This is a genomic window from Pseudomonas lactucae (genome assembly GCF_036688725.1).
GTDB classification, from domain to species: Bacteria; Pseudomonadota; Gammaproteobacteria; order Pseudomonadales; family Pseudomonadaceae; genus Aquipseudomonas; species Aquipseudomonas lactucae.
The window spans coordinates 391,586-404,004 of the sequence record NZ_JAQQPT010000001.1; the positions used below are offsets into that span (position 1 = coordinate 391,586).

A 12,419-nucleotide genomic window follows, 5' to 3' on the forward strand; every position below is an offset into this window, starting at 1 on the left:
GCAACATGCATGCAGAACTATAAAAAATTCCTTCTGGCCGCGGCCGTCTCGATGGCGTTCAGCGCCACGGCCATGGCAGAAACGTTGAAGATGGGGATCGAAGCGGCCTACCCGCCGTTCAATAACAAAGACGCCAGCGGCAACGTCGTGGGCTTCGACAAGGACATCGGCGACGCCCTGTGCGCCAAGATGAAAGTCGAGAAGTGCGAAGTGTATGTGTCGGACTGGGACGGCATTATCCCGGCCCTGAATGCCAAGAAGTTCGACTTCCTGGTGTCCTCGCTGTCGATCACCGAGGAGCGCAAACAGGCCGTTGACTTCACCGACCCGTACTACTCCAACAAGCTCCAGTTCATCGCACCTAAAGCCACAGCGGACTTCAAGACCGACGCTGCTTACCTGAAGGGCAAAGTCATCGGCGCACAACGTGCGACGCTGGCCGGTAGCTACCTGGAAGACAAGCTGCCGGACACTGAAGCCAAGCTGTACGACACCCAGGAAAACGCCTACCTCGACCTGACGTCCGGCCGCCTCGACGGGATCCTCGCCGACAAGTACGTGCAGTACGAATGGCTCAAGAGCAAAGACGGTTCCGCCTACGAGTTCAAGGGCGACCCGGTTGTAGAAAGCGACAAGATCGGTATCGCCGTACGCAAGGGCGACCCGCTGCGCGAGCGCCTGAACAAAGCCCTGGCAGAGATCAAGGCAGACGGCACCTACAAGAAAATCAACGACAAGTACTTCCCGTTCAGCATCGAATGACCTGAGCGACCTGACCGGCGCGCTCCCTTGGGCGCGCCGGTTTTATGCAATGCCTGCCGCGATATGAAAACACCATGAATTTCGATCTCTACGGATTCGGCCCCGCGCTTGCCGCCGGCGCGCTGATGACCGTCAAACTGGCGCTCACGGCCCTGTGCCTGGGGCTGGTATTGGGCCTGGCCGGCGCCTTGGCCAAGACTTCGCCGTACAAGCCGCTGCAATGGCTGGGCGGCACGTATTCGACCATCGTTCGCGGCGTGCCGGAGCTGTTGTGGGTGTTGTTGATTTACTTCGGCACCATCAACGCCATGCGCGGGCTGGGTGAACTGCTCGACATCCCCGACCTCTCGCTCAGCGCCTTCGCCGCTGGCGTGATCGCGCTGGGCCTGTGTTTCGGCGCCTACGCCACAGAAGTACTGCGCGGCGCGATCATCTCCATCCCCAAAGGCCACCGCGAAGCCGGCGTGGCGTTGGGCCTGTCGAAGGTGCGAATCTTTACCCGGTTGATCATGCCGCAGATGTGGCGCATCGCCCTGCCAGGGCTGGGCAATCTGTTCCTGATCCTGATGAAGGACACCGCACTGGTCACGGTGATCGGCCTCGAAGAAATCATGCGCCATGCGCAAATTGCCGTCACCGTGACCAAACAGCCGTTCACCTTCTATATGGTCGCCGCGCTCATTTACCTGGGCCTGACGTCACTGTCGATGGTGGCGATGCACTTCCTGGAAAAACGCGCCGCCCGCGGCTTCGTGAGGACGACGTAATGGAATGGGAAGTCATCATCAAGTGGCTGCCGAAGTTTATCCAGGGCGCCATCCTGACCCTGGAACTGGTGGGCATTGCCGTGATTCTTGGCCTGATCCTGGCCATCCCACTGGGTATCGCGCGCTCGTCCAAGCGCTGGTACGTGCGCTCGCTGCCCTACGCCTATATCTTTTTCTTTCGGGGCACGCCGCTGCTGGTGCAGCTGTTCCTGGTCTACTACGGCCTGGCGCAATTCGACAGCATCCGCTCAAGCTTCATGTGGACGTACCTGCGCGACCCGTTCTGGTGTGCCACTGCCACCATGACGCTGCACACCGCGGCCTATATCGCCGAGATCCTGCGGGGCGCCATCCAGGCCATTCCCCCTGGCGAAATCGAAGCAGCCCGTGCGCTGGGCATGTCCAGGCCCAAGACGCTGCTCTACATCATCCTGCCCCGCGCCGCGCGCATCGGGCTGCCGGCGTACAGCAACGAAGTGATCCTGATGCTCAAGGCCAGCTCGCTGGCAAGCACCGTGACCCTGCTGGAACTGACCGGCATGGCCCGCACGATCATTGCGCGCAACTACCTGACCGTGGAAATGTTCTTCACCGCCGGCGTGTTCTACCTGCTGATCTCCTACCTGTTGGTACAGGGCTTCAAACTGTTGGAACGCTGGCTGCGCGTCGATGCCTGCCAGGGACGTTGAAGCGCGCTTTGCCGCGCTCGATGCGTTCCTGATCGAGCATCAAAGGCTGTGGCGACCACGGCCTTTTACTCATCAACGGTTACCTTGGGAAAGCGAGCTGCCTGAGCTCGCCCAATGGCTGCGCCAACGCACCTTGACCGAGGCCGAAACCAGCCACAACCAACCTTACCAACTGCCCGCACCCGCGCCTTTCCCGGCATTGGCCGCCGAGGCCGTGCGTCTCAGTGCTGTGGATAAGTTACCGGCCCAGCCCCTGCAACCCGCCGCGCACCGCCTGAACGTCGACGTACCGGGGCGCAAATGGCAACAGATCGAAGCCTTCGGCGCAGCCCTGCACTTTGCGCAAACGCCGAACCATTGGCTGGACTGGTGCGCCGGCAAGGGCCACCTTGGCCGGCGCCTGCTAGGCACAGGCCAGCAACTGACCTGCCTGGAACACGACCCGGCCCTGATCGCAGCCGGCCAAGCCTTGAGCGACCACCATCGACTGCCCGCTACCCATCGCCTGCAAGATGTGATGGCGCCGCTGACGCTCAGCTCCGAACACACGCCGGTCGCCCTGCACGCCTGCGGTGACCTGCACGCCCGCCTGCTGCAACTGGCCAGCGTCGCCGGTTGCAAACAACTGGCGCTGGCCCCTTGCTGCTACAACCGCATCAGCGCAGACGCCTACCAGCCGCTGTCCGAAGCGGCTCGCGCGTCATCCCTGCAACTGTCGCTTGACGATCTCGGCCTGCCCCTCAGCGAAACCGTCACCGCCGGCAAACGCGTCCGCCTGCAGCGCGACAGATCCATGGCCCGTCGCCTGGCTTTCGATCAGTTGCAACGCCGGTTACGTGGCCGCGATGAATACCTGCCCACGCCCTCCCTGCCCGCCAGCTGGCTGGACAAACCCTTCGCCGACTACTGCCAGGCATTGGCACACCTCAAAGGGTTATCCACAGGTGAACAGGACTGGACGACACTGGAGGCAGACGGTTGGCGTCGCCTCGCCGAGGTCAGAAACCTGGAATTGCTGCGTGGTCTGTTTCGGCGCCCGCTGGAGCTGTGGCTGGTGCTGGATCGGGCACTCTTTCTGGCAGAGCGCGGCTACAGGGTTGAGGTGGGCAGTTTCTGCGAGCCCGCCCTGACGCCGCGCAACCTGATGGTGCTTGCCGAGCGCGATTAAGGGGCAAAATTGTCGCACCCCGCCCTGTGGATAACTCTGTTGATGGATTCTTTGCGAGACCTTTAACTATCTGCGTTTCACGGCAAAAGCGGCGCTGGTCATTTTTTGTTCACAAAATAAAACGCCCGTAAAACAGGCAGTTGCGAGGTGATGAGAACGGCTCCGCCAAATGGCTGTTTCGAGCCGGCCCCATCCATCCGATTGTGCATAAGCATCTGGCGTTAGCGTCTAAACCGCGCTTTGCAAGGTGCGTTTTCGGCTGATCAACAACCGGCACAGGTCGTTGATATCGTCTGCCGCCAGGCTTGGCGCCGTGCGTTCCAGCGGGTCCGTGGCAAAGGCCAGCGCCTCGCTGATCGCCGGATCGCGGTGCACAACCTTCAACGGAGACTCGCCCCGGCGCAGTGTGAAGGCTTTGAGCATATCCAGGTCAAACGCCGAGCTTTCATCCAGCTGATTGATCACCCAGTGACAACGGGCCGCACGCTCTCGCTCAAGATGAGGCGCCAGCAGCTCATCCAATTGATCCAACGTACCGAGGCAGGCGGCATTCGGCTGGGCAACCACCAGCACAATGTCGGCCACGCCGAGGGCTTGATTGAGATAGACGTTGTTACCCGCGGGCGTATCGACGATCACCATATGCCCCTCACTCAGCCCCAGCGCCGACAGATGCCGCGCCAGCCACTGGGGCTCGCCTGCGAGCCAGCGCTGCAGGTTTTCCTTCTGTCGGGTATCGGTATCCCCAAAAGGCAGCACCTGGCAACCGCAAAAGCCCGCTTGCAGAACTGTCGTCCACGGCGCCTTGAGCAGGCTGCTGCGACCCACGCCGAGTCGCTCATGTTCGACCCCAAAGTGCTGGCGCAAAGCGTTTTGTGGGTCCAGGTCCAATGCCACCACCGACTCCCCAAGACGCTGCAAGCCGCTGCTCAACGCCGTGGCGAGGGTGCTGCGGCCAACGCCGCCATTGATGGATATCAACGCCACCACGGTCGGGCGCAGCACGAACCGTTGATGACTCGGGGGTGCGTCATCGGCGCAGGACGGCTGGCCCCCTGCGCGCACACCATTTTTTGGGTTCGCGCGGGTGCCATCATCAAACGGGAGGGTGCCGAAAAAGTGCAGTCGAGCTTTTTTCTCGCTGGGATCACGGGTGACGCGCTGGCCGGACACGGCAAACAGGTCATCGGTGCGACTCATGGCCGGGACTCCTTCGAGGCGTCCGATAAAGACCTCAAAGGTCGGTAAGACAAGGATTTACCGCAGTCTTTTTGTAGGCGCTCAGGTCGCTACATTCTGTGACAGCGGGGGGGATGTGTCATTATTTTGATGAAATAGCCACAACTGTTTCGGACGAGCGGAAAATAGCCAATTTACTGACGATTAAGTTCACGCACTTCCAGCGCCGATGATTTCATCGTGCCATTGTTTTTTGCCGGCTATCACCGCACCATTGCCGCACCTTCTATGCTGCAAGCTCTGGTAATCGCAGTGGCGATACGCTTTAAACTCCCGCGCATTCTGTACAGCGTCGCCATCGCGTTGTTGCTGGGTGGCGGCCTGCTGGGCGATTTGCTCGCCGATTGGGATTTCAGCCAGATCAGCCGCCGCGCCGAATCGCTTTACGGACCGCTCGGCCCCGGTCGTCAGCGCATCGACGCCTGGCAACAATTGCTGGCGACACAAAGGCAGGTCAGCGAGAGCGAGCAGCTCAAAGTGGTCAACTTGTTCTTCAACCGTCAGCTGCACTATGAAGAAGACATCGATCTGTGGCACGAGATTGATTATTGGGCGACCCCCATTCAATCCCTCTGGAAAGGCGCCGGCGACTGTGAAGACTATGCCATCGCCAAATACTTCAGCCTGCGACACTTGGGTGTGCCGGCCGAAAAGCTGCGCATCACCTACGTCAAGGCCTTGCGCCAGAACCGCGCGCATATGGTGCTGACGTATTATGCAAGCCCAGAAGCCATGCCCCTGGTGCTGGACAGCCTGATGGACCCCATTCTGCCGGCCAGCCAACGCACGGACCTGCTGCCCGTATATGCGTTCAACGGCGAGGGGCTGTGGCTGACCGGCGCGGCGGGCAATAAAAAAGTCGGTGACACCAAGCGCCTGTCACGCTGGCAGGATGTCTTGAAAAAAATGACCGCTGAAGGGTTTCCGGCCAGTTCGGACAATTAACAGGAGCTACGATGTCACTGTTCAAACAATTGCTGATCGCTATCTGCGTGTTCCTGGTGGTCGCATTCAGCGGTAGCTTCATGGTCAGCCTGGAAAGCTCGCGTACGCAGTACGTCAATCAACTGCGCTCCCACGCCCAGGACGCAGCCACCGCGCTGGCGCTGTCGCTGACCCCGAACATCGATGACCCGGCGATGACCGAACTGATGGTCAGTTCGATCTTTGACAGTGGCTACTACGCGAGCATCCGCGTGATAGACCTGAGCAATAACCAGGTTCTGGTAGAACGCGCCGCCGAGCCGGACGCGAGCGGCGTACCGGCCTGGTTCGTGAAAATGATCGGTCTGGAGCCGGCCGGCGGCGATGCCATTGTCAGCCGCGGCTGGCAACAGGCGGCGCGGGTTGAAGTGGTCAGTCACCCGATGTTTGCCCTGGCCAAGCTGTGGCGCAGCGCATTGGGCAGCCTGGGCTGGCTGTTGGCCTGCGGTGCCGTGAGCGCGATATTGGGCGCGCTGTTGCTGCGCCGCCAACTGAAGCCGCTGGACTATATGGTCGAGCAGTCACACGCCATCGCCCGTCGCGAGTTCCTGAGCTTGCCTGACCTGCCCCACACCCCCGAATTGCGTCGGGTGGTGCAGGCCATGAACCAGATGGTGGAGAAGCTCAAGGCGCTGTTCCATGAGCAGACCGAGCGCAGCGAGCGGCTGCGTGTGGAGTCCTATCAGGACAGCCTGACAGGCCTGGCCAACCGTCGCTATTTCGAGATGCAACTGCACTCCCGGGTCAGCAATCTGGAAGAATCCAGTTCAGGCTACCTGCTGATGTTGCGGGTCAACGATCTGAGCGGCCTCAACCAGCGCCTTGGCGGGCAGCGTACCGACCAACTGCTGCAAGCCGTCAGCCAGCAACTGGTGCGCACCTGCGCCAAATATCCCGAGACCCAAAACCTGATCACTCGCAGCCGTGGCGGCGAGTTCGCGGTGCTCGCCCCTGGCCTGGTACGCGACGAAGCGGTGCAACTGGCACAGGCCCTGGAAAGCACCCTGCAAAGCCTGTACGAAACGGGCGCCACCGACATGCCGATCGTGGCCTACATCGGGCTTGCGCCGTACAACCCCGGCGATGCCTCGGCAGACCTGCTGATGCTGGCCGACCAAGCGCTGACCCAGGCCGAGGCCAGCGCAGGTCAAACCTGGGTGTGCCTGGAGCACCGGGTCCCTGGCACGGTCAGCGATGACCCGCACAGCTGGCATACCTTGCTCGACGACGCCTTGAATCAAGGTCGCTTCCGCTTGTTTTTCCAACCCGTGCTCAGCAGCAGCGACATCCGGCAGGTGCTGCATTACAAAGTGTTGTCACGCTTGCTCGACAACCAGGACCAGACCATTGCAGCGGGCCAGTTCCTGCCCTGGCTGGAGCGCTTTGGCTGGACCGCGCGGCTCGATCAACTGATGCTCGACCTGGTGATCAAACACCTGACACAGCACAACCACTCGGTGGCGCTGAACCTGTCCGCCGCCACCTTGAACGACCCGCAAGCGTTGGAGCGTGTATTCGAACGCCTGGCCCAACACCCGGCACTGGGGCCGCGCCTGACGCTGGAAATCGGTGAAGAGCAAGTGCCCGAGCAAACCCAGCTGGAGCGCCTCACCCGGCGCATGCGCAGCCTCGGCTACAGCCTGGGCCTGCAGCGTTTCGGCGGACGTTTCAGCATGATCGGCAACCTGGCGAACCTGGGCCTGGCCTACCTCAAAGTCGACGGCAGTTACATCCGTGCAATCGATCAGGAAAGCCACAAGCGCTTTTTTATCGAGGCAATCCAGCGGGCCGCCCACAGCATTGATCTGCCGTTGATTGCCGAGCGCGTGGAAACCGAAGGTGAGTTGCGGGTGATCCGCGAGATGGGTATCGAAGGGGTACAAGGCCAACTGGTCGGCGAACCGGCGCCCTGGCAGTAAAGCACTGAACGCTCATGCCTCCCTGACGGTCTTGCCGTGAAGGAGGTGTGCCGTGTCAGATCAAACCGGTTTCATCGTCATTGATCAGCTCGCTCAAGCCGCCCAACGTCGCCCTCGCCTTGGTACGCTCCAAAAACTTGGCCTGCGCCGCCGCCGGCAAGTCAGTGATGCTCATCACGTTCTTGGTGATCAGCACCTGGATCAAGTCATCAAGCACTCGAATCATCTCAAGGTCGCTTTGCTTGAGCTGTTTGAGGCTGCTATCGACCGCATCGTCGGCAAACCACGCCAGAATCTCATGATCGCCGGACGGTAGCGTCTCGGTGGCGCCGGCGAAGGCCTGCGCCTCGACGCGAACCAAAGCGTTGTGTTGATCGCGTTGCACGTAGAACATCAGCCCTCTCCCAATAAAAAATCCCTGCAGGCGCCGCACACGGCTCCCACAGAGATTACACACATTTCCCTGACGCTGATGCCCATGCAGCGCCAATCCCGAAAGATTGACGCCGCCAGAGTGATCAGTCGTGGTGCTTGACGGTCAAGTCGCCACCGGCGATCAGGTTGTTGATCGCGGTACTGCCACTGCCCCAGTTGGCGCCATCGATCTTGATCGTGACATCGGCCGTACCGCCCTGGGCGGTGAACGAACCGGTGCTGCTCACGCTCAGCGTCGAGTTGCCGGATGCGTCGGTGGTCAACTTCAAGTAGCTGGACAAGTTGGTGTCGTTGTTGCCTTGCAGCAAGTCGGACAGGTCCAGCTTGTCACCTTCGCCATGCTTGAAGTCGGTGATGCGATCAAAGCCACCGCTGGTGTTGGTGTCGCCTTTGAGCCATACAAAGGTATCGGCACCCGCGCCGCCGGTGAGGACGTCATTGCCCCTGCCGCCCACCAGGATGTCGTTGCCTGCACCGCCGTTGAGCGTGTCGTTACCGCCCTGGCCGAACAGGATGTCATCGCCGGCGTTGCCGATCAGGGTGTCGCCGCCATCCTTGGTACCGTAAATGTTCGACGCGCTGGCCAGTGCACCGATGTCCTGCACATGCTCGGTGATGTACTGATGCAGCGTACGGTCATCGATGTGATCGACCGTGGTGGACAACTTCTCGGCAGCGAACGCCTTGAGTGCGGCATTGCCTTCCTGGCCGTTGTAGCTGATCAGGTCACCGAACAGGATGTCGTTGCCCGAGCCGCCGGAAACGTTGTCTGCACCGGTATCGGCGGTGTGGCCGGTGATGGTGTCCGCCAGCTTCGCGGTATCGATGGTGCTGACGGTCTTGTCGGAATCGAAGTACTTCTGAAGCATGTCTTTGTCGACGTTGCTGCCCAGGCCGATGGCCTGTACTTCCACGCCGCCTGGAACCGAAGTCGTCAGCGCGGTGTAAGCCGCCTTGGCATTGTCCAACGCATAGTCATAGCGACTGCTGCTGGCAGCCCCCGCTACGTCGAAACCACCATGGCCGTCGGACACGACGTAACCTTGCAGGATCCGGGTGCCGGACGAGTCATACGAGTAGACCTTGCCGTCAGTGTCGACGATGACCCGTGTCTGGTCATAGACGGTTGCGGTGAGTGCGGTGGTCTGGCCCAAGGTGTAGGTGTTGCCGTTGACCTTGCTGTCGAAGTCGACGTTACCGCCCCACCAGTAGCTGGCAGACCCCAGGCTGACGCTGGCATACGTATAGTTGTAGACATTCGGCTCACCGTCGGTAATGAAATACGTCAGGTTTTTCGCGCCGATGTTGCTGGTGGCGTCAGTGCTCTTGAACCAGGCCGTTGCCGCATTGAAGGCGTCCTGGTAGTTGGTCATGTCGTTCGGGTTGGAAGCCATGTTATTCAACACGACCTGCAGAGCGGCCTTGGCGGCGGCCTGGTCCGCCAGGTTGACCGACACCAGCGACTCGACCTTGGTATCGAAATCGACCAGCAACACCTTCACTACACCCGACCCCGTCAGCTTCGCGTTAGCGATCAGCGTGTCGAAAATGCTGGAGAGCTGGCCTTTGATCGAGTTCATCGCCGACGACCCGATACTGCCCGAGGTATCGACGACAAAGGCGATGTTGTAGTTGGAGCCTGGCGTGGTGATACCACCCTTGTCGCCCACCACGATGTTATTGGCTGAGCTTGTGCCCAGATCGATGGTGTCCGCCGCCGCGCCGCCTTCGGCGACAGTGTTGTAGACCTGGGACTTGACCGTGATGGTGGTCGTTGCCACGGACGAACTCAGGCTGTTGCCACCCTCGTTGTCAGTCACGGAGACATCAATGGAGCGATCACCGATGGCGGGATACTTGCTGGTGCTGGAGTACTGGAACGACTCAAGCAGCGCCTTATACGTAGCCGCATCCGCCGCACCCGACAGGGTCAGCACGATCTTGCCGCTGACGTCAGTGCCGACGCTGGTCAGGGTAATGCCTTTGTAGGTGCCGCCTACGGTCACCAGGCTGGAGCTGAGCTGATCACCCGCACTGGCGTTTTTCAGGGTGATGGTCGCACTTTGCATCTGGGTGCTGTCGACATCAGCGATGGCCACGCTGCCGGCAATCGCCACACCGGTGTTGCTGCGCTCGGTGTACGAGGTGTTGTAGCCGGTGGCAATGGCACCGTCGACGGTGCTGAGGTCCAGGGTCGGCGCGTCGTTGACCGCGGTGACCACGATGGTGATTTTGCCGGTCGTAACCTCTTCAACCCCAGTGCTCAACTCTTTGGCCGTCGCTTTGACGGTGATATCGAAGCTGGCGGTCGAATCCTTGAACGGCGTGACCGTCAGGGTTTTCAGGTTCCAGTTGCTGACATCGTAGAGCGCGGTGGTGCCGGTGGAGGTGTAGCTGTGGCCAGTGGCGCCATCGGTAATCACGGTGCCTTTTGGCAAGCCGCTGATTTCGACCTTATGGGATTCGGAGCCGTCGTTGTCGACAAACGTGGTGGTGATCGGAGCGACCTTGATGGCGGTGTCTTCCAGCCCACGGTTGTAGACGTAGCCGGTGTAATAGCCTTCGCCATTGACCACGTGGCTGTCGCCCAGCACCGCGCCGGCGGCTTTCAACGCGTCCACGCTGGTGTAGGTCTGCACGCCGCTGTTGCCCAGCGACATCGACGGGCCGTTGTTGATCGACAGATTGACGTCGTAGTTACCGCCGCCTGCCTGGTTGTAGTGGTAAATATCGAGGGTGTAGTAACCCGATTCGGTCGGCGTATAAGCCGAGCCGGTAATCGCGCTGCCTTTGCTCCAGGTTTCGGAAGCAACCAACTTGCCGCCCACGGTGATCGCCAGGCTGTCGTCAGCCGTACCGGTGAAGGTATAGCTCTTGCCGGCTTCGAGGTAGATCAGGCCAGAGACTTTGGTCGCCGTGCCCTCCGCCACACCACCGTTGCTGACACTGCTGATCACACCTGTAGAGACCGCGCTGGCGGCGGTCTTGGCGTCGATCACCTTGATCAGGTCGCTGGACTGCGCAACACCGTTACCGTTGGTGCCCAGGTCTTTAGCGAGCGTGCCACCGGTCCAGGTCTGAATGACCAGCCCTGTCGGCACTGCGCTGAATTGGCCAACGGTCACAACCGGCACATCCGTCACCGGGTGGATATCCACCGTGATGGTTTTGGTGTCGCTGTAGGAGTTGCCATCGGTAGCCTGGAACTTCAGCTCAGTGTAATCACCCTGCTTGTTACCCACGCCAGTGCCGCCGAAGCTGTTATCGCCCGACTCGTTGGCCGCCGGGGTGTAACGCACATTGTGGTTATCGAAGTCAGCCTGGCTGAACGACTTACCAGCCGAGGTATCGGTTTTCAGATCCGCCGAGGTCAGCGCGAACCACTGGCCGTTGACTTTGTACTCGATGGAACCGGCAGGCAGGCTGGTGAACACCACTTTCGGGTTCGCGGAGTCTTCATCCTTGACACCGAAGTTTGCCCAGGCCAGTTCGACCGAGGTGTCTTCGTTGCTCTGGATGCTGCTACCGGTGGCGGTCGGGGTGTCGTCGACCAGGGTTACGGTTGGCGTGGCACTGTTGTGCGAAGTGGCGTTGTCGGCGTCGGTAACGGTCAGGTCGATTTTCGGCAGTTGATTGCCGGCGTTGACCCAATCGGCGCCTTTCTGCGTCAGGACTACGTTGGTACCCGAGAGGGTGTAGTAAGCATCGACGTTAGTGCCTGTGGTGAACGCAACTTTCAGGTTCGCAACCGGAGTTTCTTCGTCAGACGCAGTGAAGGTACCGGCAACGGTGCCCACCTTGGCGCTGTTCTCGACAAGGGTGTTGGCAGCCACGGTGATGACCGGGATGTCGTTGACCAGGGTGACCGTTGGCGTCGCTTCGCTGTGCGAAGTGGCGTTGTCCGCGTCGGTAACGCTCAGGTCGATTTTCGGCAGTTGATTGCCGGCGTTGACCCAATCGGCGCCCTTCTGCGTGAGGACCACATTGGTACCGGAAATCACGTAGTAACCATCGGCGTTAGCGCCTGTGGTGAACGCAACTTTCAGGTTCGCAACCGGGGTCTCTTCGTCGGACGCGGTGAAGGTACCGGCAACGGTGCCGACTTTCGCGGTGTTCTCGACGATGGTGTTGGCAGCCACGGTGATAACCGGGATGTCGTTCACCAGCGTCACGGCAGGCTGAGCATCAGCGTGCGAGGTGGCGTTGTCGGTGTCGGTAACGGTCAGGTCGATCTTCGGCAGTTGATTACCGGCGTTGACCCAGTCGGCGCCTTTCTGCGTCAGGACTACGTTGGTACCGGAAATCACGTAGTAACCATCGGCGTTAGCGCCTGTGGTGAACGCAACCTTCAGGTTGGCAACTGGGGTTTCTTCGTCGGTCGCAGTGAAGGTACCGGCAACGGTGCCGACTTTCGCGGTGTTCTCGACGATGGTGTTGGCAGCCACGGTGATGACCG

General features: G+C 60.6%; 9 protein-coding genes. 6 read left to right on the top strand and 3 right to left on the bottom strand.

The features are described from left to right. Positions 1-9 precede the first annotated feature (9 nt). The 4 genes from V6M90_RS01735 (at position 10) to V6M90_RS01750 (ending at position 3,386) form a co-directional block, all read left to right on the top strand. On the top strand, positions 10-762 hold the full coding sequence (locus V6M90_RS01735; RefSeq protein ID WP_003171091.1) for an ABC transporter substrate-binding protein: 753 nt from the start codon (positions 10-12) through the stop codon (positions 760-762). A 74-nt stretch (positions 763-836) separates the two neighbouring features. Then, positions 837-1,529, top strand: a complete 693-nt coding sequence (locus V6M90_RS01740; RefSeq protein ID WP_042944049.1) for an ABC transporter permease — start codon at positions 837-839, stop codon at positions 1,527-1,529. Continuing rightward, positions 1,529-2,218, top strand: a complete 690-nt coding sequence (locus V6M90_RS01745) for an ABC transporter permease (protein WP_078731146.1) — start codon at positions 1,529-1,531, stop codon at positions 2,216-2,218. The genes V6M90_RS01740 and V6M90_RS01745 overlap by 1 nt, the downstream gene beginning before the upstream one ends. Next, entirely contained in the window at positions 2,199-3,386 is a 1,188-nt protein-coding gene (locus tag V6M90_RS01750) for a methyltransferase (protein WP_332845984.1), read from the top strand. The genes V6M90_RS01745 and V6M90_RS01750 overlap by 20 nt, the downstream gene beginning before the upstream one ends. Before the next feature lie 228 nt (positions 3,387-3,614). On the opposite strand, the gene bcsQ is transcribed toward V6M90_RS01750, so the two are convergent. After that, entirely contained in the window at positions 3,615-4,586 is a 972-nt protein-coding gene (gene bcsQ, locus V6M90_RS01755) for a cellulose biosynthesis protein BcsQ (protein ID WP_332845985.1), read from the bottom strand. Between the two features lie 267 nt (positions 4,587-4,853). Between bcsQ and lapG the strand changes: the two genes are divergently transcribed. Beyond that, positions 4,854-5,570 (top strand): cysteine protease LapG, encoded by a 717-nt coding sequence (lapG, locus tag V6M90_RS01760; protein ID WP_042945546.1) that lies wholly within the window; start codon positions 4,854-4,856, stop codon positions 5,568-5,570. Between the two features lie 11 nt (positions 5,571-5,581). Then, on the top strand, positions 5,582-7,528 hold the full coding sequence (gene lapD / locus V6M90_RS01765) for a cyclic di-GMP receptor LapD (RefSeq protein ID WP_003171084.1): 1,947 nt from the start codon (positions 5,582-5,584) through the stop codon (positions 7,526-7,528). Positions 7,529-7,583: 55 nt separating this feature from the next. Here the strand turns inward: lapD and V6M90_RS01770 are convergent, their stop codons facing one another. Both V6M90_RS01770 and V6M90_RS01775 read right to left on the bottom strand, forming a co-directional pair. Then, positions 7,584-7,922, bottom strand: a complete 339-nt coding sequence (locus V6M90_RS01770; RefSeq protein WP_003171083.1) for a hypothetical protein — start codon at positions 7,920-7,922, stop codon at positions 7,584-7,586. 124 nt (positions 7,923-8,046) lie between these two features. Further along, on the bottom strand, positions 8,047-12,419 hold a 4,373-nt coding region (locus tag V6M90_RS01775), incomplete at its 5' end, for a beta strand repeat-containing protein (RefSeq protein ID WP_332845986.1).

Bases quoted from the DNA above. Each gene is read 5' to 3' on its own strand.
- bcsQ (WP_332845985.1), bottom strand. From the start codon at position 4,586: ATGAGTCGCACCGATGACCTGTTTGCCGTGTCCGGCCAGCGCGTCACC.
- V6M90_RS01770 (WP_003171083.1), bottom strand. From the start codon at position 7,922: ATGTTCTACGTGCAACGCGATCAACACAACGCTTTGGTTCGCGTCGAG.
- lapD (WP_003171084.1), top strand. From the start codon at position 5,582: ATGTCACTGTTCAAACAATTGCTGATCGCTATCTGCGTGTTCCTGGTG.
- V6M90_RS01740 (WP_042944049.1), top strand. From the start codon at position 837: ATGAATTTCGATCTCTACGGATTCGGCCCCGCGCTTGCCGCCGGCGCG.
- lapG (WP_042945546.1), top strand. From the start codon at position 4,854: ATGCTGCAAGCTCTGGTAATCGCAGTGGCGATACGCTTTAAACTCCCG.
- V6M90_RS01735 (WP_003171091.1), top strand. From the start codon at position 10: ATGCAGAACTATAAAAAATTCCTTCTGGCCGCGGCCGTCTCGATGGCG.
- V6M90_RS01750 (WP_332845984.1), top strand. From the start codon at position 2,199: ATGCCTGCCAGGGACGTTGAAGCGCGCTTTGCCGCGCTCGATGCGTTC.
- V6M90_RS01745 (WP_078731146.1), top strand. From the start codon at position 1,529: ATGGAATGGGAAGTCATCATCAAGTGGCTGCCGAAGTTTATCCAGGGC.